Genomic DNA, 23922 nt, shown 5'->3' on the forward strand with positions numbered 1-23922 from the left:
TGCCGTCAGTCGTGTAACAAATCATCCCGGATAAGACCGTTTCTGTCGACATGGCTAAAATTTGAGTACAATTCAGACAAATGATTTGTCTGTTTAATTTATACGGCATCGCACCGTTTGCACTCGTGTATGTATATGCAAAGAGGGTGCGGTAGCTGGTTTTACGCCATACGCATTTCTACGCAAGCTCACTCAAAGGATTGTAGTAAAGCGTTTTAGCTATCGGGGCTGAGTTAAACGTTAAATTGACGTGAAAGATATTTTCTGGTTATTTTTGTATATTATTTAGGACGATTTGGTGAGATTCAGCATCCAGGCCTGCATATTTGTTTCGCCATCGATCCCCAGTTTTTTGCGCACCCTGTATTTCCGGCTTTCTACTGCGCGTACACTTAGCCTGCAGGTGCGGGCTATTTCTTTCGTGTCGAAATTCAGCCTGATGTAAGCACAAAGTTCCAGTTCCGATAACAGCAGCTGCGGAGAAATACGGAGCAATTCAGCAATAAACTGTCCCTCGGTTTCTCTAAACTTTTTCATAAATGAAGGATCCTGTGATTGCGCAAGTGCGGTAAGGTCTTTCAGCGATAGCTGCTCTGCCGGTTGTTCATTTTTCTGATTGAGCTGTTCGCGGTAACCTAACATTTGCTCATGTAAAAGAATGCGTTGCCTGCGGAAATGGGCATTATGACGGGACAACAATTTTAAGCGCTGACCAAAAAGCCCCAGACTGATCAGGATTCCCTCCACTATCCCGGCAAAGGTGAGCAGGTTGAAACTATAAGATTGAAAAGGGATAATGGCCATCAGGCTAAAAACCAGGTAAATGGAAACCAGCGCTACCGGAATCCAGCCCAAAACATAACACCAGATGAGCAGGTTGTTTTTTGCATATCCGCGTATAATAATTACCTGAACGCTGCTAAAAAGAAAAAGCACGGAGGTTAATAAAAATAAAGCCTGCGTAAGTATATTGGTCAGGCTCCGTGCATCCCATAAAGAACAGATCAGTACGATGCTCCAGCCAAACATCAGTGCATTAAATATTTTATTAAGCTGTGGTAACTGCCGTTTAAGTTTTAAGAAATGACTGTTAAACAAGATGGTACAGATGTAGCCCAAAGCGATAAAAAAATGAGCATGCACCAGGATAAATTTAGCAACCAGTGGTCCTAACAGTAAACCATATCCCTGCAGGTAACAAACCATTACAATATAATAAAGTAGTATAACCCTTGCAATGTAAAGTGCAAAAAGTTTACTCCGAGTAATGATGTACATGAAAATGTGGAAAATAAGGATCATCAGCGCTATACCCACATAAATCAGTTGTATGCTGTAGGCCTTAATAAGTGCGTGGTTTAATACCGATTCGGTAACCAGTTTAACAGGTACCAGGAGGGTATTCATAGCCTGCATTTTGATGTAGATATCGCCAACCGGTGCTTTTACCTGCTGTAACGGAAATACATAACCTGTACCCAGTAAAGCATCGCTTTTTTTGAGATTGTACATGCCGGAACTGATCATCTTGATGTTTCCTTTTGCATCCCGATAATATAAACTGATAGAATCGATGTTGGCGTAACCGATAAAAAGGTAAGGGATGGTTTGGCTGTTCCGTTTAAACCTGAGCTTCATCCACCATACTTTTCCGCTGGTACCACCATTAAAAATTGAGGAAGTTCCTTTTAAAAACCGCGTTGCCTTAAATTGCTCTACCTCCCCGAATGAGGCTTTCCCGAGACTGTCCTGCCAATAATATCCTGATTTGCCTACATTAACAAAAGATTGTTTCTCTACCTGAATAACAGGCTGAGCAATGCATAGACTGTTTCCGATAATGAAAACAAGAAGAAAAAAAATGGTCTTCATTAATTAAACCAATGTAAAAGAGTTGGGATGACCTATTACAGGGCAGAAATTATGGCTTTATAATAGAAAAACCAAATTTAATCTTAAAAAAAAGAACAATCTGCCAGCGTTTGCGGTTCGGTACAAAAGTTGTATTTTAGAACCAAGCCAGAAATTTTATGCACCAACTCATTATACAGTATGCTTTTTTACTCGCGGTAATTCTTTTCGTTGTTATGCTGGCACAAAAAATCCGCGTGGCATATCCTATTTTACTGGTAATTGCAGGCCTGGCATTAAGCTTTTTGCCCATCCTTCAGGATATTGAAATAGAACCCGATCTTATTTTTGTGATTTTTTTACCGCCTTTATTATACGAAGCAGCCTGGAATACCTCATGGAAAGATTTTTGGAAATGGCGGAGGGTAATCAGCAGTTTTGCCTTTCCGATTGTTATTTTCACCTCCACTATTGTAGCCTTAATTTCCCGGAGTTTAATTCCTGGTTTTACTTTAGCCCTGGGGTTTTTATTGGGCGGAATCATTTCTCCACCTGATGCAGTTTCTGCAACTGCCATCCTTAGAAATATAAAAGTGCCCAAAAGGCTTACCACCATTTTAGAAGGAGAAAGCTTGCTTAACGATGCATCCAGTTTAGTGGTGTTCCGTTTTGCTCTGGCTGCAGTAATGACGGGGAGTTTTGTGCTCACAAAAGCCGCGGGCAATTTTGTTATGGTCATTGCAATGGGCATCTTAATCGGCATTGCAGTAGCCCTTGTTTTTTATGCGCTGCACCGGTGGTTGCCCACTACAACTAATATTGATATCATTCTTACCTTTTTAACGCCTTATGTAATGTACATGGCGGCTGAGGAGTTTCATTTTTCGGGGGTGCTGGCTGTTGTGAGCGGAGGACTATTTCTTTCTGCCCGCAGAGACCGTATTCTTACCCACCGGAGCCGTTTGCAGGGAATTAACGTTTGGGAAGCGGTTGCCTTTGTACTTAATGGTTTTGTTTTCCTGCTAATTGGTTTAGAATTTCCGGTTATTATACATGGTTTGGGCAGCGATGGTCTTTTGCCGGCCATCCGCTATAGCGCCATTATTTGTATGGTTTTAATCCTCGGGCGACTGGCAAGCACTTACGGTGCCTTATTTTTTACCCGCTTTATTAGCCGTTACATTACCACTGCAGATCCAAATCCAGATTGGAAGGCACCATTGCTTTTCGGATGGGCAGGTATGCGTGGAGTGGTTTCTCTGGCGGCGGCACTTTCTATCCCGATAGCCTTAAAATCAGGAGAAGCTTTTCCCCAGCGCAACCTGATCCTATTTATTACCTTCAGCGTGATATTGGTTACATTGGTATTGCAGGGTTTAACATTGCCCTGGCTGATTAAATGGGTAGATATGCCCGATCCCGATTATACCATTTCTTTTGAACAGCAAAAACAGATGGTGAGGAAGAAATTATCCATGCTGTCACTCAAAATCCTCGATGAAAAATACCATGATGCCCTTGAACATAATGATATGATCAGATCGATAAAAATCCGTATCGAAGCCGAAATGGAACTGCTCAGTGATTGGGAAAAGGAAGAGAATACACAGAGGGCCGAAGACTTTTACCACGATTATCGTTTGGCGCTCGAAGATATCATGAATGAACAGCGCACCTTGCTAAAAGGATTGAATAAAAAGGAACAGATTAACGATCAGCTGATTAAAGAACAATTAGAATTGCTCGATTTAGAAGAAGAAAAACTGCGCAGGCATTTTAGTCAGCGTGATGAATAATTTTCAGTTTAATTCTGAACGGAATTAAAGATGTTTAAAACTTATGGCTGCCGGCACTTCCAATCATCAGATTAAATAATATATTTGCTAATTAATTTAGTAAGTATATGTCGGTAAAGGTTAACATCACTTCAAAAGGAATACAAAAGGTACTCAAAAACTATAACGAAAAACAGGCCATTGCCGAGTACATCTGGAATGGTTTTGATGCTAATGCAGATACCATTGAGATAGATTATACTGCCAACGCCCTGGGGCTTTTGGAAAGTTTAACCATTGCCGATAATGGTTACGGAATTAATTTTGAACGTTTACAGCAAAAATTCGATCCCTTTTACGAATCAGAAAAATCACTGCAGATTGTAGCACCAAAACACACTTCAAAAATGCATGGACGTAACGGGGTAGGCCGGCTTACCTTTTTTACCTTTGCGCATGATGCCACCTGGCAAACCACCTACCAGGCCGACCAAGGCTTTCGTTCTGGTGAAATACACATTAGTACCGGCGGCTTAAATAGTTATAGTCACGATTTTACCACCATTCCAACCGCTACGGGTAATACAGGCACTACTGTTTCTTTTACTAACCTGCGCATAGGCGAACAGGAAATGAAAGAATTGGTTTTGCCTTATCTGATCAATGAGTTTTGCTGGTTTATTGAGCTGAACAGACATAAAAACTATTCTATTGTAGTAAATGGAGAAGCATTGGATTTTAGCACTAACGTAAAAACCCTTGAAGAGTTTAATCTTTTTTATCCGGATACGGCTGTTACCTTCAAAATTAAATATGTGCATTGGAAAGAAAACCTGCATAAAGAACTGTCTAAATATTATTTCCTGGCAGGAGGGGAAGAAATTTATAAGGATTATACCACGCTGAATAAAAAGAGCGACGATTATTTCCACAGCATTTATATAGACAGCGATTTCTTCAGGGACTTTGATTTTAAGAGTTTCGAAAACGAAGGACAGGTGGCCATATTTGGTGCAGCTAAATCTTCGCCTGAATACCGCTTTTTAATTAAAGAACTTACTGCATACCTTAAAGAAAAACGTAAACCCTTTTTAAAAGAATATGCAAACCGGCTGATTGATTCTTACGAGCAGGATGAAATATTTCCCGTTTACGCCAATGAACGTGATAAGCAATTAAAGAAACCAAAGCTCGTAAATTTATTGAAAGCTTTGTATGAGATAGAACCTAAGTTATTTAGCAGCTTAAATACCGACCAGAAAAAAACTTTAGTGCATTTGATCGATCTTTTACTGCACTCAGATCAACGTGTACAATTATTCGAATTGTTTAATGGATTGATGGAACTGGAAACTGAAGAATACGACGAGCTGGCTTCGTTGCTTTTGGATAAAGATATGGTAGGGTACACTACCGGAAGCTAAAAATCAAGTAAATCTTTCGGATGGATATCAAGCCCTTTGGCCAGTTCAAAAATGGTAGATAACTGAACGTCAAATTTACCATTCTCGATTTTGGAAATATTGCTATCGTCAATGTCGCAGTTTCTTGCCATTGCACGTAAACTCAAGCCCTTGCTGTTCCTGATTTTCTTCAAATTGAAACCGAAATTATTCTGAATAGCTGAGCCTTCCTTTTTAATCATTGGGGTTAAATAGTTCTGAGCCCAAAGTCTCCAACTTATTCAAAATATTTGCGGTTATTTATTACCGTATTTTAAATTAATTTTTTATATTTGATTGAATAACAAAGTATCAATACGGGTTTAAGCCAGTATGGCGTTTTACCTTAATGGGGGATTACACCTTAAGTATATTTAACATGTGATGTCTGCTGTCATTGTAAATTTTGTTCATTCGCTTTTATTTATTACGCCATTATCATATATCAGATGTTACAGGAAACAAACGTAATTCACAATCCGTTTGCCTTTAATCAGGGCAAGTTTCCTGCTGTTTCCATATCCCAAAATCATCCACCATCCCGTGTAAGTATTAAACAGGAATGCTCTTTTAACTGGCTGTATTTTAAAGCCAAAATTCTGTTAAATACCTTTTTGCCCTATGGCAACGGTTAAATTGTTAAGGTTATAAAACTGTTGCTCATAGGGCATTTTTCAGCTTTGATTTTCTTATGTAAATGTTAAATCGCCTGCCAGTAGATCGGGATGCATATTGGCTTGCGGAATTACGATTTCTGCTGCTATTAAAAGTAGATGGATAGAATCGTATGGGCTAAAGTTAGAATTATTTCATTTAAATAAAATATACGGGAAAGTATTTTTTTAACATTGCTTCCGGTACGGAAAAAAGGTTAGGTTGAAAAGGGCCACGATTAATTAAACCGCTACAGTTTAACCTTACCTAAGCTAAATTTAAAGATGCTTCCTAAACCAGGTTCCGATTCTACCGCGATTTGTCCGTTAAGTTTTTCTACCAGGCTTTTTACACTGGCCAACCCGATGCCTGTCCCTTTTTGGTCAAAACGATCGGTTTTATTTAGTGTAACGTGTTTATCAAATATCTTTGCTAAATGGTTGTTATCTATACCCATTCCATTGTCGTGCACTTCAAAATGATATTGCTGATCACTTTCCTCAAAAACTATTTTTATTTCAACCGCTGCTTTGTCGTTATACCTGATTGCGTTGGTTAACAGGTTTAAGAAAATCTGTTCAACAGCAATAACAGAGCAATAAATGGGCTGTGTTAAAGCAGGGAAGGTGATGTTTACCCCGGTATCAACTTTAATCATTGTCGAAATCCTTTCCAGTAGTTTATTCAGGTCTATTTCGGCTTGTGCAGAGGTGAGTAATTCCGGTTTAAAAGAATAATCAAGCATGTCGTCTACCAGGTTCAGTAATTTCTGTGCCGAAGCAAGACTCATGTCAACCAGTTTCAGGTTATCTGTATCACCCGATGTAAGCAGGCGTTTCTGCAGCATCTGTGAAGTCATTTTTATCGAACTCAGCGGGTTTTTGATATCATGAGCCGCAGAAAGGGCAAACTGCCTGATAAATGCATTTGTTTCTTCGAGCACATTGTTCGCTTTTTCCAGTTCAACAACTTTTCTTTTAAGTTCTAATTGCGTCATTACCTGTTTAGCCAGGATCCTTAGCGAATTTTGCTGCTGTTCACTCAGTTCGCGTGGTTTGCGGTCTATTACACAAAGTGTTCCTAAAGGGAAGCCTTCGCTGTTAACCAGGGGCACACCAGCATAAAATACAATATTCGGGCTTCCGGTTACCAATGGATTATTAGCAAAACGGCGGTCGGCACGGGCATCATTTATTATCATCAGCTCTCTTGGCTGCATAATGGCATGCGAACAAAAAGCCTGTTCTTTAGGTGTTTCGGTGGCATTTAGGCCAAAGTGACTTTTAAACCATTGTCTTTTATCATCCAATAAACTGATCAGGGCAATTGGCGACTGACAGATTTCGGAAGCCAGCACGGTGAGCTCATCAAAATCAATATCTGGAAGCGTATCCAAAACCCCGTAAGATTGTAAGGCTTTTAAGCGTAAAGGCTCATTTTTAGGTTCTGGAAAGACGCTCATGGAGAGGTATTGAATATTAATTTTTTGAAATCAGACAAATGTATAAATTAAAATGGTCTTAATGCGCTGTCCCTGCACTTATATGTATTCCTAATTGATCTTTTTATTATGGCATCTGTCATTACTCAGGGTTAATTTATCTGGCTTTAAAAGATAAAATGCATAAACCTTTGCGATTTTGATATTATATAATCATTTTTATAGCTAAACATTAGTCTCTATACCATTAATAAAGATGATTTAGGCTAAAATATGACCAGGTTTATTGATATGGCTGAACAGTGCGCGTATTTTTCTGCAGATTATCCGGTAAATATTTATGCATTAAGCGAACAATCTGTTACTGTGGAGTTCGGCACCGTAATAAGCGAAGAATTATTGAAATTAATAACCGGTTTTAATCAGTTTTTGGTGCAGAATCCTTTTCCAGGATTAATTACCGCTGTTCCGGCGTATGCCAGCTTAACCGTTTTTTTTGATCCCTTGGTGGTTATTGCATCCGATCTTCCCGGTAAATTTTCTTTCGATAAGGTATCGCAATACCTTAAAAAAATTGGTCGTACTAAAAGAGAAGAATCCTACATGCAGAGTGATACGATTGTAATACCCGTTTGCTATGGTGGAGATTTTGGCCCCGATATTTCGGCGGTTGCACAAACTAATCACCTCAGCACAAAAGAAGTAATTGATATACATTCGTCTAAACTTTACACTGTATTTATGATCGGTTTTGTGCCCGGTTTTGCTTACATGGGTGGGATGGATACTCGTTTGACTACGCCAAGAAAGGCTGTTCCTGATGCAAAAATACCTGCAGGTGCAGTAGGTATAGCAGGAGGGCAAACCGGTATCTATCCAATGGAAACCCCTGGCGGATGGCAGATTATAGGAAGAACACCGCTAAAAATGTTCGATGTAAGCCGTTCACAACCTTCGTTATTAAAAGGGGGAGATCAGGTTACTTTTAAGTCTGTTGGTACAGACGAGTTTAATACCATGCTGCAAAACGAATATGAAAATCAGCATTATTAAACCTGGTATGTTAAGCACTGTACAAGATCCGGGCAGGTACCGGTACCTTTCGCAGGCCGTGCCAGTTTCAGGGGCAATGGATCAGCTGGCACACCGGCTGGCCAATAAAGCAGTCGGGAACGATGATGATGCTGCAACCATCGAGTTGAGCTATGCAGATGCTTCGTTTAGAGCAGAAACTGATATTTTAGTTGCCTATTCGGGCGATGGGGCTTTTCTGGTTTATAATGACGAAATAATGCCTGCAGAAAAACCATTGTTTTTTCGCGCTGGCGCTATTGTAAACCTTATTGCCAACACTGCAGGCGTGTGGACTTACCTGGCTGTGGCTGGGGGATGGGAGGTGCCCGATGTAATGGAAAGCAAAAGTACCTATCTTCCTGCCGGTTTTGGTGGATTAAATGGCAGGGCGCTCAGGAAAGGCGATGTTTTAATTCATAATCAGTCTGTAGGCAGGGTTTCCGCGCAGATATTCGATCAGTTGCGTCAAAAAGGAATCATTTATCCGAACTGGCGCATTTCGAGAGCGGATTTGCTGCCTCACGATAGGCATACAGTCAGGGTGGTGCCGGTCAATGAAATCAATTGGTTTGATGCTTCCTCCATTATTGCCTTTCTAACCAAAAGTTATACGATAGACAGGCGGAGCAACCGCATGGGCTATCATTTAACGGGAACACCTTTGGTAAGGAAAATTAAAAAAGAATTGCTCAGTACGGCTGTAACACCGGGAGTGATCCAGGTAACGGGAAGTGGCGGTTTAGTGGTATTAATGGCCGATTGCCAGACAACAGGCGGTTATCCGCGTATCGCACGTATTGCTTCGGTAGATTTGCCTGTATTTGCTCAGCTAAAACCAGATGAGGTAATCCGTTTTTCTGAAATTTCAGCAGAAGAAGCCGAAGAGCTCTATCTTGAACGCGAGTGCGATTTAGCACTGATTAGTACGGCGATAAGCCTTAAATATATTAAAATATGAAGATGATCGATCTTAATTGCGATATGGGTGAAGCATTTGGGAATTATGCCATGCCCAATGATGATCAGCTGATGGATTATATTTCATCTGCAAATATTGCCTGTGGTTTCCATGCCGGCGATCCCGGAGTAATGCAGCAAACGGTTGCTTTGGCCATAAAAAAAGGAGTGGCCATTGGTGCACATCCTGGTTTACCTGATTTGCAGGGTTTTGGCCGAAGGGAAATGAAGATTACCGCAAATGAGGCCTATCAGCTCACCCTGTATCAGATCGGTGCCTTAAGCGGTTTTGTAAAAGCCGCTGGCAGTAAATTACATCATGTTAAAGCACATGGTGCACTTTATAACATGGCAGCAAAAGATGTAACTTTGGCTAAAGCCATTGTACAGGCCGTTTACGATTTCGATCCGGGTTTAATTTTGTATGCCCTGGCCGGAAGTAAAATGATTACCGAAGCGGCAGAAAAAGGAATTGTAACCGCTTCAGAGGTTTTTGCCGACCGTAGCTATCAGGATGATGGCACACTTACACCTCGTTCTGCCGGTAATGCATTAATTGATAATGAGGAAGGTGCCATCAGTCAGGTGCTCAATTTTGCTTTAAAACAAGAGGTAAGCAGTATAAACGGAAACCGCATTGCGGTGGTGGCCGAAACAGTTTGCCTGCATGGCGATGGCGAACATGCCGTAGCTTTTGCTAAGCTCATTTCTGAAAGGTTAAAAGAAGAAGGTGTTTTCATTAAAGCACCAGGTAAATGAAGCCAAAATACAACTGGAGTGTACTTTTAGGCGCCGCTTTTTTAATGGCTTCATCGGCAATTGGTCCGGGGTTTTTAACGCAAACAGCTGTTTTTACCCAACAATTGGGAGCCAGTTTCGCTTTTGTGATTCTGCTATCAGTTATTTTAGATGCCATTGCGCAATTAAACATCTGGCGGATTATTGCCGTTGCAGATAAACCTGCACAGGATATTGCCAATAAAGTTTTTCCGGGTTTAGGTTACTTTATTTCTTTTCTTGTTTTTCTGGGTGGTTTAGCTTTTAATATAGGCAACATTGCTGGTGCAGGCTTAGGTTTAAATGTGCTGTTCGGCATCAGTGTAGGGCAGGGTGCGGTAATCAGCGCCATTATGGCCATTGGGATTTTTATTTACAAAGAAGCAGGCAAAGCCATGGATGTTTTTGCCAAAACCATGGGGCTTATTAAAATTGTACTGGCATTAATTATTGCCTATACCAGTTCGCCACCCCTGGCAGAGGCGGCTTTGCGGGCCGTAAATCCTACTCAGTTTAGTTTCACAGCTGTATTAACCATTGTTGGTGGGACTGTTGGTGGCTACATTACCTTTTCGGGTGCGCATCGTTTATTAGATGCCAGGCAAACCGGAATCCACAACCTTGGTGCGGTAAATAAAGGTGCTTTAAGTGCCATAGGGTTGGCTTCTGTTATGCGTTTGTTGCTGTTTATCGCTGCTTTAGGTGTGGTGAGTAAAGGTTTTACTTTAGATCCATCCAACCCTGCAGCATCGGTATTTAAACTGGCCAGTGGCGAAATTGGTTACAAGATTTTTGGTGTAGTGATCTGGGCGGCAGGTATTTCTTCGGTGGTGGGCTCGGCCTATACTTCCATCTCATTTATCAAAAGCTTCCACCCTTTAATTTTAAAATTTAACAGGGAAATCATTATTGCGTTTATATCCATTTCATGCTTTATTTTTATACTGATTGGTAAACCTGTTAAAATATTACTTGCTGTAGGTGCTATAAATGGTTTCATTTTACCAATAGCCCTGGGGATTATGCTTATTGCTGCTTATAGAACAAAAATAATTGCAAATTATAAACAGCCGCTCTGGTTAACGTTAACAGGGCTGGCAGTAGTAATCACCATGGTATGGATGAGTTATGGTACCATTTTACAAATGATTAACGGAGAATAAAAATTATACAATGAACAAAGTCACAAAATATTTCCTTCTTTTCTCTCTTTTAAGTGCAAACGGCTTTGCACAACAGGGCGGGCAGAAAACTGCTGTTGAACTTGGTGTCTCGCTTGCACTGGCAACTGCCAGAAGCAACAACATCAGCAACATTCAGTATCGGCTCCACTTTAATATTCCTGCTGAACAAACCGCTCCGATTCAATCAACAGAAGGTATTGATTTTAAGTTAAATAAATCAGATCAGTTACAAATTGACTTTAAGCAAGACATAGCTCATTTAAAAGCTATTGCCGTTAACGGAAAAGCGATAAATATTGATTTTAAAAATGAACATATCATCGTAGATCAGCAATATCTAAAGTCCGGTAATAACCACATCGAGATTGGTTTTGTTGCTGGCAATGAATCGCTGAACAGGAACAAGGATTTTTTATATGCACTATTTGTTCCTGATCATGCCAGAACGGTGTTTCCATGTTTTGATCAGCCAGATCTTAAAGCTAATTTTTTACTTTCGTTAACTGTTCCAACTGACTGGAAGGTAATGGCTAATGCGGTGAAAAAGGACTCATTAAAACTGGCAGATGCTATCACTTATCATTTTAAAAATTCAGACAAATTACCCACTTATTTATTCTCATTTACGGCCGGTAAATACACATATGTTAATCAGAAAATGAAAGACCGCGATATGGAATTTCTGCACCGCGAAACCGATTCGGCCAAAATCAAATTTAGTGTAGATTCTGTTTTCGTAGCCCATCGCGATGCCATTGATTTTTTAGAAAACTGGACGGCAATAAAATATCCTTTTCAGAAGATTGGTTTTGCCGGGATTCCTGATTTTCAGTTTGGCGGGATGGAACACCCGGGCGAAGTACAATATAAAGCATCGGCTTTGTTTCTGGACCAGGGCGCAACCAAAGATCAGTTTATTTCGCGTTCTAACCTCATTTCGCACGAAACTGCACACATGTGGTTTGGCGATCTGGTAACCATGAAATGGTTTAACGATGTTTGGATGAAAGAGGTATTTGCCAATTTTATGGCCGATAAAGTAACCGAAAAACTGATGGGTAAAAGTACTTTCGACCTTAAATTCCTTCAGGACCATTACCCGGCGGCTTATGGTGTAGACAGGACATTGGGCGCTAATCCCATCCGACAGCAACTGGAGAATCTTCAGGAAGCTGGTTCCATGTATGGAAATATCATTTACCATAAAGCGCCCATCATGATGCGTCAGTTAGAGCTGTTGATGGGAAAAGAGAACTTCCAGAAAGGAATCAGGGAATACCTTAAAAAATATGCTTATGGTAATGCCACCTGGAACGATCTGATTACCATTTTAAGCCAATACACTAAAAGCGATCTGTACAGCTGGAACAAAGTTTGGGTAAATGAGCCCGGCAGACCGGTTTTTAGTTATGAAATTAAGTATGAAGGCGATAAAATTAGTGATTTAAGCCTTAGTCAAACAGGCGAAACGGGAGGGCAAAGGGTTTGGCCACAATCTTTTACTGTAAAACTGGTTTACCCAACCAATAGTAAGGTTTTAACTGTAAATGCCATGACAGCTAAAACGCTTGTGGCTGAAGCAAAAGGTCTTCCAAAACCTCAATATATCCTATTTAATGCTGATGGGGCGGGCTATGGCCTTTTTCCCGTCGATCAGCATATGGTTGCCGATGTTTATAATATTGCTGATCCCTTAGAAAGGGCCTCTGCCTACATCAATTGCTATGAAAACATGCTTTCGGGTAAAAGTTTTAAGCCTTACGAACTGATGGTGATACTGCTTAAAGGAATTACTGTAGAAAAAAATGAAATGAATTTGCGTTTGCTAACAGGCTATATGACTAATATTTACTGGACATTCCTCTCAGCAGATAAGCGCGAATCTGTTAATGTTTTGATGGAGAAAACCATCTGGAACGCCTTAATAGCAGAGCCACTGGCCAACAATAAGAAAATACTGTTTAACGCTTACCAAAACATTTACCAAAGCCCCGAGGCAGGAAAACGTTTGTATGATATCTGGTTGAAACAATCAGCGCCTGAGGGCATCAAACTTCAGGAAGATGATTATAGTTCGCTGGCTTTAACCCTAGCGCTTAAAACAGATACGATCAATAATATATTAAAAGAGCAATTGGCGCGTACAAAAAATGAAGACCGTAAAAACAGGTTGGTTTATTTAATGCCGGCAATATCATTAGACGTAAAAGAACGTGATAACTTTTTCAATAGTTTAAAAGACCGTAAAAACCGCCGGAAAGAAGCCTGGGTAACCACTGCTCTGGCCTATTTGCATCATCCCATCAGGCAGGTTACATCAGAAAAATATCTTCCGGGAAGTTTAGATTTATTGGAAGAAATACAAAAAACGGGAGATATATTTTTTCCCCAATCGTGGCTGGTAGCAATATTTTCCGGTTATAACGACAAAAAGGCTTATGCCATTGTGCAGGATTTCTTAAAATCGCATCCTGATTATAATCCTAAATTAAAAGATAAGATTTTACAGGCTACTGATAACCTCCGGAGAGCGCAGCAGATTGTTCATTAATTTAATGATGTTATTCTTTGTAGCTGAATTTGTTACATGCAGGCTTACAGAGAATTTATACTTTTGTTGCGAGAGCGTTAATTTAGATGGAAAGGGGTAAACATGAATTTGTTTGCCCTTTTCTTTTTTAATTAGCCAACATCTCGACTAAACTTCTGCAGTGCCGTCATTTCGAGCGGATTGCAACGCAGTCGAGAAATCTATTTCGAGACAGATCTCTCTATTTCGCTACGCTTCAATCGAGATGACGATCATGTGTAATAAACTCTGTCTGGCTGTTCAAATCATCCAGTAAACTGGTTAAAACCATTTCTCTTTTATCTTCAATAGAAAGATCATCCTGGATATAAACGGTTAGGTTCGTGTTGTCTGCGGCTTGAGTATGCATGAGTTAGGGAATTATGTTTGTCAATTTAATGTCTACAATTATCTAACGCCGATATTTAAATATGGTTTGTAACTTTTTTATTTGAACTTTAATAATATATCAGTTTAAGAATAAATCATATCCGGTCAAACATTGAGCTTCTTATTCAGGTTATAATAACGACAAAACAAATCTTATCAATGAAACATTACGACGCCATTATAATCGGAGCGGGGCAGGCAGGTACGCCATTGGCCAAAAAACTTGCCGAAGCAGGAAAAAAGACAGCCATTATCGAAAAGAGACTGGTTGGTGGTACCTGTATCAATGATGGCTGCACGCCAACTAAAGCCATGATTGCTTCTGCAAAAGCGGTTTATCAGGCTAAAAAAGCATCGGAATTAGGCATTGAGATCGGATCGGTTAAAATTGATTTCAAAAAGATTAAACAACGTAAAGATGATATCGTAAAACAATTCAGGGAGTCGTCGGAAAAAGGAATTAACAGTACCAAAGGGCTTCAGCTGATTTTTGGTACGGCTAAATTTAGCGGAGAAAAGGAACTCACCATTGCCCTTAGTGGTGGTGGCGAAGAAAAAGTTACTGCTGATTTGATTTTTATCAATACCGGCGCAAAAACAGCTATACCAGATGTTGAAGGACTGGATCAGATTGATTATCTTACATCGACAACAATTTTAGATATAGAAACCGTTCCGGAGCACCTGGTGGTAATTGGTGGCAATTATATCGGGCTGGAGTTCGGGCAAATGTTTAATCGCTTTGGTAGTAAAATAACCATTTTGGAAAAATCATCAGGCATATTGGATAAAGAAGATCAGGATATCTCATCTGCACTTACCGAAATCTTAACCGATGAAAAGATCGAAATCATCACCGATGTAAAGATTAATCACATCAGTCAGGATAAAAAACAGATCCATATTTCACTTGAATCTGGTAAAACGAAAAAGAGCATTACCGCAAGTCATATCCTCATTGCAACCGGACGTACGCCACAAACTGCAGATTTAGGCCTCGAAAATTGTGGCATAAAACTCGATGATAAAGGACATGTTATCGTGAATGAAAAGCTGGAAACCAACGTAAAAGGAATTTATGCATTGGGAGATGTTAAAGGTGGGCCAGCCTTTACCCATATCGCTTATAACGATTATACCATTGTGTACCGTAACCTGATTGAAGGCACAAACTATTCCATTCAGGATCGGCCTGTACCTTATTGCATGTTTACCGATCCTCAGCTTGGCCGGATAGGGATTTCAGAAAAAGAGGCAAAAGAAAAGAAACTGAATTATGATGTTGCTGTAATTCCAATGTCGCAGGTGGCCCGTGGCATCGAAACCAACGAAACTTTAGGTTTAATGAAGGCCGTTGTTGATGCAGATACAAAAAAGATTTTGGGCGCAGCTATTTTGGCATCGGAAGGTGGAGAGATCATGTCTGTACTCCAAATGGCCATGGAAGGTGGTATTACCTACGACAGAATCAGGTATTGCGTTTTTGCGCATCCTACCTATACCGAATCGCTGAATAACCTGTTTATGAAACTCGATAAATAACATGATCGAATTAAAAGGGATAAGTAAAAAATTTGGAGATACCCGGGCGGTAAATCAAGTCTCTTTTAAAGTGGCCGAAAAGGAAACGTTGGTATTACTGGGGACGAGTGGTTGTGGCAAAACCACCACCTTAAAAATGATTAACCGCTTAATTGAGCCTGATGAAGGTCAGGTTTTTATTAACGGTGAAAACATTACCGGTCAGGATCCTGATGTTTTGCGTAAGGGAATAGGTTATGTAATGCAGAATATCGGATTATTTCCGCATTACAACATTGCAGAAAATATTGCGTTGGTGCCCAAACTTTTAAAGTGGGATAAAGAAAGAATAAAAAACCGTACGCAAGAACTCATTCAGAAGCTTCACCTTCCTGAAAGTGCATTGGCGATGTATCCGCATGAATTAAGCGGAGGGCAGCAACAGCGCGTAGGCTTGGCCAGGGCCTTAGTTACCGATCCTTCAGTGTTATTAATGGACGAACCCTTTGGTGCTTTAGATAATGTTACCCGTACCAGTATTCAGAAAGAATTTAAAGCGCTTGAAGAATTGAAAAGAAAAACCATTGTAATGGTTACCCATGACGTTCAGGAAGCTTTTGAGCTGGCTGACCGGATCTGTTTAATGGATAAGGGCGAAGTGGTTCAGATCGGCACGCCTAAAGAATTACTTTACCAACCGGTAAATGATTTTGCCAGAAAATTTCTGGCCGGACAAAGGCTTGTATTAGAATTTAAAGTGGTTAATATACAGGATATATGGCCTTATCTACCTAAAGAAATTATTCAGGATGGAGAAAGTTATCCTGCTGATTTAAGTGTATGGGAAGCCTTGGAACTATTAAGGAGTAATAACCGTTCCGAACTCCTGATTTCGGGTAGTAACAAAGAAAATAAAGTAATCAATTTCGAACAGCTAACCAAAGGTTTTAACCAGTATCAAAACGCGCAGGTACATGAATGAGCAACATCAAACCTTATGGCAGTTTATGTCCGGGCAATCTGATAAATTGCTCAGTCAAACCCTGCAGCATGTAGGTTTAACCTTTATTTCCTTGCTTCTTGCCATTGCCATCGGTTTACCTTTGGGTATATTGATTGCCAGGAAAAGAAAACTTTCAGGTACGGTTTTGGGTATCGCAGGTGTGTTGCAAACGGTACCAAGCATTGCCTTACTGGGTTTTATGATCCCTGTTTTAGGGATTGGCGCCAAACCAGCCATTGTAGCCTTACTTATTTACGCCTTATTGCCCATTATCCGAAATACTTACACCGGTATAATTGGCATCGATCAGCACGTAAAAGAAGCGGCAAGGGCCATGGGTATGAGCAAAAGCCAGATTTTACTAAAAGTAGAATTGCCGCTGGCTATGCCTGTTATTTTAGCAGGTGTTCGTACCGCAACTGTAATTAATGTCGGGGTGGCTACGCTGGCCTCATTTATTGCCGCAGGAGGCCTGGGCGAGTTTATTTTCGGCGGCATTTCACTCAACAACACCAATATGATTTTGGCCGGGGCAATTCCTGCAGCTTTGCTGGCGATTATATTAGATGCACTGCTTTCCCTAATCCAAAAGATGGATTTTAAAAAACTGAGAAAGGCATTGTACATTTTTCCTGTTGTGATTTTAGTTTTGGGTGGTTTTTATGCTTTACCAACTGCCTATGGTTCTACTTTAACAGCTGGTTTTACTCCTGAATTTATGGGCAGGCAGGATGGCGATCTTGGATTAAAATCAACCTATGGCCTGAAAATCCATACCATCGTGATCAGTGATGCCGTGATGTACAAAGCCGCTTTTGCAAAAGAACTCGATGTAATCAGCGGTTATTCCACTGATGGACGTTTAAAAGCTTTCGACCTCAAAATCTTAAATGATGACAAGCATATTTTTCCGCCTTATTACGCTGCGCCAATTGTTCGTGATGAAGCTTTGAAGAAATTTCCGGAGCTGGAAAAAACGCTCAATTTACTTTCCGGGAAGATTACAGATTCCATCATGACCGATCTGAACTACAAAACCGATTACCTGCACCAGCAACCTGAAAGGGTAGCAAAGGATTTTCTGATCAGCAATGGTTTGTATAAAGCGCCTAAAAACGGGCATAATGGTACTGTAAAAATTGGTTCGAAGATTTTTGGCGAACAATATATTCTTGCAGAAATGTACAGCATGTTAATTAAAGGGAATACAGATTACGATGTGGCTACTAAAACCGGACTGGGTGGAACGAAAATCTGTTTTGATGCCCTAACGAATGATCAGATCGATTTTTACCCCGAATATACCGGAACAGGACTATTGGTGCTATTGCAGCCAGATCCAAAAATTGCAAAAGAAATGGCCCACGATAAAGAGAAAACTTTCAATTATGTAAGTGCTGAATTTGAAAAAAAGTTTAAAATCAAATGGCTTAAACCCATTGGTTTTAATAATTCTTACGCTTTAATGATGCGGCAAAAACAATCAAAAGAACTGGATGTTAATAGCATCACAGATCTTAAAAATTATTTAGATAAAAACTAATGACACTGGTAGAAGAATACTTGCAGATTAGGAAATATTCCGAACAGATTTGTGAACCCTTACAAACCGAAGATTATGTAGTACAGCCTGTTGCAGATGTGAGTCCGCCCAAATGGCATTTAGGCCACACCACCTGGTTCTTCGAAACTTTTATATTAAAACCGTATGTCATTAACTATCAGGTGTATAACGAGGAATATAATTTCGTTTTTAATAGTTATTACGAAACCGTGGGTAACCGCGTAATCCGTACCGACAGGGGTAATTTAAGCCGGCCAAGTGTGAACGAAATTTATCAATATCGCAGTTATGTAGATGAAGCCATGGTAAAATTTTTAGCTGCTCCTTTAAAGGATGAAGTGAAGGAGTTATTGATTTTGGGCTTTAACCACGAACAGCAGCATCAGGAACTTTTATTAACCGATATTAAATATATTTTAGGCAATAATCCGCTTTTTCCTGTGTACTCAAAAGAGAAAAAAGAAGCGGCTGTTAACCAAACAACATCTGATTTTATCGATATCCCGGAAGGAATTTATGAAATTGGGTATGAAGGATCAGATTTCAGCTTTGATAATGAATTAAACAGGCATAAAGTGTACCTGCACGATTTTTCTATCAGTAAAACATTGGTTAGCAATGCCGGATTTTTAGAGTTTATCAATGCAGGAGGCTACAAAAACTTTAACTACTGGCATGCAGAGGGCTGGGATTGGGTAAACAGTAACCACATCACATCGCCTATGTACTGGCATTTAATTGATGGCGCATGGTTTAATTATACTTTGGGTGGACTTTTGCCAATTGATTTGAATGCTCCGGTAAGCCACATCAGTTATTACGAAGCTTATGCTTTTGCCAGCTGGAAAGGCATGCGTTTGCCAACCGAATTTGAATGGGAAACAGCTGCAAAAAGCTTTAACTGGGGCGAAAGGTGGGAGTGGACCGAAAGCGCTTATCTTCCTTATCCCGGTTTTAGCAAAGCACCCGGTGCCATTGGCGAATATAATGGCAAGTTTATGGTCAACCAGAAGGTACTCCGTGGGGCATCAATAGCCACTCCGGAAAATCATTCAAGAATAACCTATCGCAATTTTTTTCATCCGCATTTAAGATGGCAATATACAGGCATCCGCCTGGTAAAATAGATCAATATGAGCACGACCACCACCATTGAAACAACAACAGACAACAAAACACAATTTCTTCAGGAAACCTTAACAGGATTACAATCTGAACCAAAATTTATGCGCTCCAAGTATTTTTATGATGCTACCGGCGACCGCATATTTCAGCAGATTATGGAAATGGAAGAATATTACCTTACCAATGCAGAAATGGAAATTCTCAGGTACCAGTCTGCACAGCTTTCGCAGGCCATAACTGCAGATGGAACCGCTTTTGACCTGATCGAATTGGGTGCTGGTGATGCCACGAAATCCATTCATCTTCTAAAATCCCTGTTGGATAATAAAATGGAATTTAGTTATGTTCCGATTGATATTTCTGAGCATGTTATTTCAGACCTGGAGGAAAATTTACCTAAAAAACTCTCTGAATTGGATATAAAAGGCTTAAATGGTGATTATTTTGATATGCTTAAAAAAGCCACTCAATTATCTGATCGCAGAAAAGTAGTGCTGTTTATGGGGGCAAATATTGGCAACATGACAATTACCGATGCTGAGGACTTTTGTTCATCTTTAAAACAACTGCTTTCTCCCAACGATCTGCTCATTATTGGTTTCGACCTCAAGAAAAATCCCCAACAAATCCTCGCTGCCTACAACGATAAAGGCGGAATAACCAGGTCGTTCAACCTTAATCTGCTACAACGCATCAATAAAGAACTGGATGGCAATTTCAACCTCGAAAATTTTGAACACTATGCCAGCTACGACCCTGCATCTGGTGCATGCAAAAGTTACCTCATCAGTTTAAAAAACCAGATCGTAAATATTGGTCGCCAGGCCATACATTTTGCTGAAAATGAATATATTTTTATGGAAATCTCACAGAAATACGCCCTAAGTGACATTGATCAGCTTGCAGAAAAAACAGGTTTTAAACCACTGCAGCGCTTTTTTGATCAGCACCAGTATTTTGTAGATGCAATTTGGAAGGTAGATTAATCTTTTTATTTAAGATCGGTCGTCACCCTGAATTTATTTCAGGGGCTTAATGCTAAACAGATGCTGATCCCAAAGATTCGGGACAGCATGACGACTATGATTGGTCAAGAACTTTAAGCAGTTTATCCAAATCTTCTTCCGTATTATAAAAATGAAACGAAATTCTAGTCCCCGTTCCCCTGGGAGAGCATAGAATTTTGGCTGCAGCAAGTTTATCAACCGTTTTTTGCTCTAATGGCAGGCTCATAATAGTTGATTGATATTTCCGGTTTAACATCCAGTCTGGGATCAGTCCTCTTGAACTTAGTTCTAGCCTTGCTTTATCACAGCGTGTTTGATTGGTTTTTTCAATCCAATCAAAACCGATGGCATCAAGATAATTTAAGCTTTCATTTAAAGTACCAAAGTTTAAGCTGTCTAAGTGGCCGGGTTCGAAACACATTGATAAATGATCTTTGCCCTTTAAAAATGGCGCTGCAGGCAATGCTGCAAGTTTATTCTTCATGTAAATAGCAGCCTTCATCTGGTCGGAAAGAAAAACATAACCATTTCCATATCCGCCCAACAGCCATTTGTAACCGCTGCCTAACAAAGCATCTAAACCAGATTTTTCGAAGTTAAAATCAACAGTTCCCAAAAATTGTGTGCCATCACCGATTAATAAAAGATTAGGGTAAGTGCTTTTTAATTTCTGGATAAAATCGTCGTCCATTCTCAATCCACTAATATATTGCACCATACTAAAAGCAAATATGGTAGGTTTAAAAACATCTATGGCTTTAATGATATTATACTCAAGATTTTCATCTATATTGATTATATGATAATCAAATCCCATACTGATTACGGGGTAACTTACCGATGGATATTCCTCTTCAAGCAGCAGAAAACGATGATTTTTATCCAATCCGCTTAATAAAGTATTAAAACCTACCGAAAAATTTTGCACCAAAAAGGTGTTTTCTGGCTTTGAACCGAAAATTCTGGAAATATTGTTTCTCAGCTCATCGATTAGCGGTAAGTTTTCCATTCTGAAAATACTGCCACCGGCCATAAAGGCCTCATCGTGTTTATTTCTCCATGCGGCCAGATTTGTTGATAGCAGACCAGAATTAGCGGTATTTAGATAGGTGTAGTTTTTGAGGATCGGAAAGGATAGGTTCATATCCAAAATTAAAATAAATATGTATTAAAGTCATATGTCGCCTTCCGAAATTGAATTTTATACAAACCTATGAGAATCACGTTTGTTAAGTTAATACAATCCTTAAACGATTATGGAAAATCAAACTTCAATACTGATTACAGAACTTAAAAAATTATTAAACGGTGGCGGAGCGCATGTAGGACTAAAAGATGCCGTTGCCAATCTGCCCTTTGAGCTTTTAGGAGAGAAACCACACCATTTGCCTTACAGCATTTGGCAATTGGCAGAGCACATTAAGATTGCCCAGTGGGATATGCTCGAATTTAGTAAAGATGGCGCACACCAGTCACCAAAATGGCCGGACGAATACTGGCCTAAAGAAGTTGCGCCAAAAGATGAGGAAACATGGAATAATACGCTTAAACAGATTGATAGTGACCTGAAAGAATTTATTGCCTTATTGGATTCGGTTGATTTATTTGAGCAGATTCCGCATGGAGATGGACAAACGGTACTGCGTGAAGCTTTGCAGATTGCTGATCATAATGCTTATCACATTGCAGAAATTGTAGTAATCAGGCGTTTGTTGGGTGCCTGGAAATTTAGGTATTGATCACAATTAAACGCTGATAATATCTGTGTGCATCCTTTTCATCTGTAGTTAAGTATTCCAGGATATTGTCTCGTTTAGGTGCATTATTTGCCGCTTTTGCAACCGGTTGATACTGAATATTCAATCTAAATTTACCATTGTTCTCATAAATGATTTAAAAACAAGGTTATGTTAGAAAATTCAAAAGCGTTCAGCTCATTTTCTGTAGATGATGTACAGAAAGCAAAAGATTTTTACCAGGGCGTATTGGGCCTCGAAGTTAAAGATAACCCAATGGGGGTAATCGAAGTGGTGGTTTCGGGATCATCGAATATATTGCTTTACCCCAAACCAAATCATGTTCCGGCTACCTTTACGGTACTTAATTTTCCCGTTGACAATATAGATCAGGCTGCTGATGAACTAATTGCCAAAGGGGTAAAGTTCGAAATTTACAACCAGGAGTCGATCAAAACCGATGAAAAAGGTATTTCCCGTGGTAACGGCGGACCAAATATTGCCTGGTTCAGAGATCCGTCAGGAAATATTTTATCTATTTTGGAAACGACCTAAATAGTTGCGTCATTTCCACCATATCGAATAAATCTATAAAATTGCCTTGAAAACTTCCGAAGTTAGCTTTAGCCTTTTCGCGTTGCCGACTTCGGAAGTATTGGGCTAAAGCCCGTAACACTGGTGTGCAATTTCATATTCCTCATTGGTTGGGATCACTAAAATTTTAACCTTTGAGTCCTTAGTATTAATTTCTTTGAGTTCTCCTTTATACGCAATGTTTTGAGCTGGATCCAGTTCAATGCCCAGGTAATCCAGTTCAGTGCATACCGCTTCGCGCATATTACTATCATTTTCGCCAACACCTGCGGTAAATATAATCGCATCTATTCCGTTTAGGATGGCAGCATAAGCACCGATAAATTTCTTAATGCGGTAAGCATATAACTTAAGAGCTAAAGCAGCAGCGGCATTTCCTTCACTAACCAGTTTTCTAATGTCGCGCATATCACTCGATCCGCCCACGCCTAATAATCCCGATTGTTTGTTAACCAAAGTACTCAATTGTTCTAAAGTATAACCCGAATGTTCCATTAAATGGAAAATCACCGATGGATCGATATCTCCCGAACGGGTACCCATCATCAATCCGCTTAATGGCCCGAAGCCCATACTGGTATCAATAGATTTTCCATCTTTAATTGCCGCCATGCTACATCCGTTACCCAAATGGATACTAATGATTTTAGAATTTTCTTTATTTAACCATTTAATGGCCTGTTCGCTCACATATTTATGGCTGGTACCGTGAAATCCGTACACCCTGATGGCATGTTCTTTATAATACCATTCGGGAATGGCATAACGGTAGGCTTGCTCAGGTATGGTTTGATGAAAAGCAGTGTCGAATACGGCAATCTGTCTGGCATTTTTAAAAGTCTGCTCTGCAACTTCAATGCATTTATAATTAACGGGATTGTGCAATGGAGCAAGAGAAAACAGCTTTTTGATCTGTTGCTTTACTTCATCGGTGATGAGCGTTGCGCCTGTAAAATGTTCACCACCATGCACCACCCGGTGACCAACTGCGGCAATATCATCAGGACTGTTAATTACGGCATATTCGCCCTCGGTTAACAAGGCCAGCACTTGTTTTAATCCTTCGCCATGGTTGGCTATAAAACCCGATTCTTCAATGTTGTGCTTTTCACCATTACTATAAACGGTATGTTTGATAAACGAACCTTCAATGCCTATGCGCTCTACTAAACCACTGCAAACCGGTGCTTTTTCGGGCATTTTAAAAAGCTGGTATTTTAAGGAACTGCTTCCTGAATTGATAACTAAAATATTCATA

At 39.9% G+C, this 23922-nt stretch carries 20 protein-coding genes; 14 read left to right on the forward strand and 6 right to left on the reverse strand.

Annotation, left to right across the window (positions count from 1 at the left end; all coding sequences use genetic code 11):
- Positions 1 to 285 precede the first annotated feature (285 nt).
- Complete coding sequence (locus ACTJKC_RS18205; protein ID WP_440794119.1) at positions 286 to 1872, reverse strand: 7TM-DISM domain-containing protein; 1587 nt, start codon at positions 1870 to 1872, stop codon at positions 286 to 288.
- A 158-nt stretch (positions 1873 to 2030) separates the two neighbouring features.
- On the opposite strand from ACTJKC_RS18205, the gene ACTJKC_RS18210 reads away from it, so the two are divergent.
- On the forward strand, positions 2031 to 3647 hold the full coding sequence (locus ACTJKC_RS18210; RefSeq protein WP_344851085.1) for a Na+/H+ antiporter: 1617 nt from the start codon (positions 2031 to 2033) through the stop codon (positions 3645 to 3647).
- A 107-nt stretch (positions 3648 to 3754) separates the two neighbouring features.
- Positions 3755 to 5050: an ATP-binding protein gene (locus ACTJKC_RS18215; protein WP_440794121.1), complete on the forward strand. Its 1296-nt coding sequence runs from the start codon at positions 3755 to 3757 to the stop codon at positions 5048 to 5050.
- Here ACTJKC_RS18215 and ACTJKC_RS18220 read toward each other — a convergent pair.
- Both ACTJKC_RS18220 and ACTJKC_RS18225 read right to left on the reverse strand, forming a co-directional pair.
- Positions 5047 to 5271 carry a helix-turn-helix domain-containing protein gene (locus ACTJKC_RS18220; RefSeq protein ID WP_344851083.1) on the reverse strand — a complete coding sequence of 75 codons (225 nt, stop codon included), beginning with the start codon at positions 5269 to 5271 and terminating at the stop codon, positions 5047 to 5049. The two genes, ACTJKC_RS18215 and ACTJKC_RS18220, sit on opposite strands and share 4 nt — an antisense overlap.
- Positions 5272 to 5972: 701 nt before the next feature.
- A complete protein-coding gene (locus ACTJKC_RS18225; protein WP_440794124.1) occupies positions 5973 to 7184 on the reverse strand; it encodes a sensor histidine kinase in 1212 nt (403 codons plus the stop codon).
- Between the two features lie 252 nt (positions 7185 to 7436).
- On the opposite strand from ACTJKC_RS18225, the gene pxpB reads away from it, so the two are divergent.
- From pxpB to ACTJKC_RS18250, 5 genes are read left to right on the forward strand one after another with little or no spacing between them, the layout of a single operon-like run.
- Positions 7437 to 8216 (forward strand): 5-oxoprolinase subunit PxpB, encoded by a 780-nt coding sequence (gene pxpB / locus ACTJKC_RS18230; protein WP_440794126.1) that lies wholly within the window; start codon positions 7437 to 7439, stop codon positions 8214 to 8216.
- Positions 8197 to 9195, forward strand: coding sequence for a biotin-dependent carboxyltransferase family protein (locus tag ACTJKC_RS18235; protein ID WP_440794128.1), 999 nt, complete (start codon positions 8197 to 8199; stop codon positions 9193 to 9195). Before pxpB ends, ACTJKC_RS18235 begins: the two co-directional genes overlap by 20 nt.
- A 2-nt stretch (positions 9196 to 9197) precedes the next feature.
- Positions 9198 to 9953: a 5-oxoprolinase subunit PxpA gene (locus ACTJKC_RS18240; RefSeq protein WP_440794130.1), complete on the forward strand. Its 756-nt coding sequence runs from the start codon at positions 9198 to 9200 to the stop codon at positions 9951 to 9953.
- Positions 9950 to 11134: an NRAMP family divalent metal transporter gene (locus tag ACTJKC_RS18245; RefSeq protein ID WP_440794132.1), complete on the forward strand. Its 1185-nt coding sequence runs from the start codon at positions 9950 to 9952 to the stop codon at positions 11132 to 11134. The genes ACTJKC_RS18240 and ACTJKC_RS18245 overlap by 4 nt, the downstream gene beginning before the upstream one ends.
- A gap of 10 nt (positions 11135 to 11144) precedes the next feature.
- Positions 11145 to 13706 carry a M1 family aminopeptidase gene (locus ACTJKC_RS18250; RefSeq protein WP_440794134.1) on the forward strand — a complete coding sequence of 854 codons (2562 nt, stop codon included), beginning with the start codon at positions 11145 to 11147 and terminating at the stop codon, positions 13704 to 13706.
- 235 nt (positions 13707 to 13941) lie between these two features.
- Here ACTJKC_RS18250 and ACTJKC_RS18255 read toward each other — a convergent pair whose 3' ends face one another.
- Positions 13942 to 14094: a hypothetical protein gene (locus tag ACTJKC_RS18255; RefSeq protein ID WP_440794136.1), complete on the reverse strand. Its 153-nt coding sequence runs from the start codon at positions 14092 to 14094 to the stop codon at positions 13942 to 13944.
- A 179-nt stretch (positions 14095 to 14273) separates the two neighbouring features.
- Here ACTJKC_RS18255 and ACTJKC_RS18260 point away from each other — a divergent pair, with 179 nt between their 5' ends.
- From ACTJKC_RS18260 to ACTJKC_RS18280, 5 genes are read left to right on the forward strand one after another with little or no spacing between them, the layout of a single operon-like run.
- Complete coding sequence (locus ACTJKC_RS18260) at positions 14274 to 15656, forward strand: mercuric reductase (protein WP_440794138.1); 1383 nt, start codon at positions 14274 to 14276, stop codon at positions 15654 to 15656.
- Position 15657: 1 nt separating this feature from the next.
- On the forward strand, positions 15658 to 16617 hold the full coding sequence (locus ACTJKC_RS18265) for an ABC transporter ATP-binding protein (protein WP_440794140.1): 960 nt from the start codon (positions 15658 to 15660) through the stop codon (positions 16615 to 16617).
- The gene (locus tag ACTJKC_RS18270; RefSeq protein ID WP_440794142.1) at positions 16610 to 18181 is read left to right on the forward strand and encodes an ABC transporter permease/substrate-binding protein; all 1572 of its coding nucleotides are present in this window, start codon (positions 16610 to 16612) and stop codon (positions 18179 to 18181) included. The genes ACTJKC_RS18265 and ACTJKC_RS18270 overlap by 8 nt, the downstream gene beginning before the upstream one ends.
- Positions 18181 to 19329 (forward strand): ergothioneine biosynthesis protein EgtB, encoded by a 1149-nt coding sequence (gene egtB / locus ACTJKC_RS18275; protein WP_440794144.1) that lies wholly within the window; start codon positions 18181 to 18183, stop codon positions 19327 to 19329. Before ACTJKC_RS18270 ends, egtB begins: the two co-directional genes overlap by 1 nt.
- A 6-nt stretch (positions 19330 to 19335) precedes the next feature.
- Positions 19336 to 20313, forward strand: a complete 978-nt coding sequence (locus ACTJKC_RS18280) for an L-histidine N(alpha)-methyltransferase (RefSeq protein WP_440794146.1) — start codon at positions 19336 to 19338, stop codon at positions 20311 to 20313.
- A 94-nt stretch (positions 20314 to 20407) separates the two neighbouring features.
- On the opposite strand, the gene ACTJKC_RS18285 is transcribed toward ACTJKC_RS18280, so the two are convergent.
- Positions 20408 to 21478, reverse strand: a complete 1071-nt coding sequence (locus tag ACTJKC_RS18285) for an aminotransferase class V-fold PLP-dependent enzyme (protein WP_440794148.1) — start codon at positions 21476 to 21478, stop codon at positions 20408 to 20410.
- A gap of 112 nt (positions 21479 to 21590) precedes the next feature.
- On the opposite strand from ACTJKC_RS18285, the gene ACTJKC_RS18290 reads away from it, so the two are divergent.
- Positions 21591 to 22073, forward strand: a complete 483-nt coding sequence (locus tag ACTJKC_RS18290) for a DinB family protein (protein ID WP_440794150.1) — start codon at positions 21591 to 21593, stop codon at positions 22071 to 22073.
- Between the two features lie 168 nt (positions 22074 to 22241).
- On the forward strand, positions 22242 to 22625 hold the full coding sequence (locus ACTJKC_RS18295; RefSeq protein WP_344851068.1) for a VOC family protein: 384 nt from the start codon (positions 22242 to 22244) through the stop codon (positions 22623 to 22625).
- 105 nt (positions 22626 to 22730) lie between these two features.
- Here the strand turns inward: ACTJKC_RS18295 and ACTJKC_RS18300 are convergent, their stop codons facing one another.
- Positions 22731 to 23921 carry an acetate/propionate family kinase gene (locus ACTJKC_RS18300; protein ID WP_440794153.1) on the reverse strand — a complete coding sequence of 397 codons (1191 nt, stop codon included), beginning with the start codon at positions 23919 to 23921 and terminating at the stop codon, positions 22731 to 22733.
- Position 23922: the final 1 nt, after the last annotated feature.

The sequence above is a fragment of the Pedobacter sp. 22226 genome, assembly GCF_052045455.1.
In the GTDB taxonomy this organism is placed as follows: Bacteria; Bacteroidota; Bacteroidia; order Sphingobacteriales; family Sphingobacteriaceae; genus Pedobacter; species Pedobacter jeongneungensis.

Coding starts and splice junctions, on each gene's coding strand:
- ACTJKC_RS18205 (WP_440794119.1), bottom strand. CDS start 1,872: ATGAAGACCATTTTTTTTCTTCTTGTTTTCATTATCGGAAACAGTCTA.
- ACTJKC_RS18210 (WP_344851085.1), top strand. CDS start 2,031: ATGCACCAACTCATTATACAGTATGCTTTTTTACTCGCGGTAATTCTT.
- ACTJKC_RS18215 (WP_440794121.1), top strand. CDS start 3,755: ATGTCGGTAAAGGTTAACATCACTTCAAAAGGAATACAAAAGGTACTC.
- ACTJKC_RS18220 (WP_344851083.1), bottom strand. CDS start 5,271: ATGATTAAAAAGGAAGGCTCAGCTATTCAGAATAATTTCGGTTTCAAT.
- ACTJKC_RS18225 (WP_440794124.1), bottom strand. CDS start 7,184: ATGAGCGTCTTTCCAGAACCTAAAAATGAGCCTTTACGCTTAAAAGCC.
- pxpB (WP_440794126.1), top strand. CDS start 7,437: ATGACCAGGTTTATTGATATGGCTGAACAGTGCGCGTATTTTTCTGCA.
- ACTJKC_RS18235 (WP_440794128.1), top strand. CDS start 8,197: ATGAAAATCAGCATTATTAAACCTGGTATGTTAAGCACTGTACAAGAT.
- ACTJKC_RS18240 (WP_440794130.1), top strand. CDS start 9,198: ATGATCGATCTTAATTGCGATATGGGTGAAGCATTTGGGAATTATGCC.
- ACTJKC_RS18245 (WP_440794132.1), top strand. CDS start 9,950: ATGAAGCCAAAATACAACTGGAGTGTACTTTTAGGCGCCGCTTTTTTA.
- ACTJKC_RS18250 (WP_440794134.1), top strand. CDS start 11,145: ATGAACAAAGTCACAAAATATTTCCTTCTTTTCTCTCTTTTAAGTGCA.
- ACTJKC_RS18255 (WP_440794136.1), bottom strand. CDS start 14,094: ATGCATACTCAAGCCGCAGACAACACGAACCTAACCGTTTATATCCAG.
- ACTJKC_RS18260 (WP_440794138.1), top strand. CDS start 14,274: ATGAAACATTACGACGCCATTATAATCGGAGCGGGGCAGGCAGGTACG.
- ACTJKC_RS18265 (WP_440794140.1), top strand. CDS start 15,658: ATGATCGAATTAAAAGGGATAAGTAAAAAATTTGGAGATACCCGGGCG.
- ACTJKC_RS18270 (WP_440794142.1), top strand. CDS start 16,610: ATGAATGAGCAACATCAAACCTTATGGCAGTTTATGTCCGGGCAATCT.
- egtB (WP_440794144.1), top strand. CDS start 18,181: ATGACACTGGTAGAAGAATACTTGCAGATTAGGAAATATTCCGAACAG.
- ACTJKC_RS18280 (WP_440794146.1), top strand. CDS start 19,336: ATGAGCACGACCACCACCATTGAAACAACAACAGACAACAAAACACAA.
- ACTJKC_RS18285 (WP_440794148.1), bottom strand. CDS start 21,478: ATGAACCTATCCTTTCCGATCCTCAAAAACTACACCTATCTAAATACC.
- ACTJKC_RS18290 (WP_440794150.1), top strand. CDS start 21,591: ATGGAAAATCAAACTTCAATACTGATTACAGAACTTAAAAAATTATTA.
- ACTJKC_RS18295 (WP_344851068.1), top strand. CDS start 22,242: ATGTTAGAAAATTCAAAAGCGTTCAGCTCATTTTCTGTAGATGATGTA.
- ACTJKC_RS18300 (WP_440794153.1), bottom strand. CDS start 23,921: ATGAATATTTTAGTTATCAATTCAGGAAGCAGTTCCTTAAAATACCAG.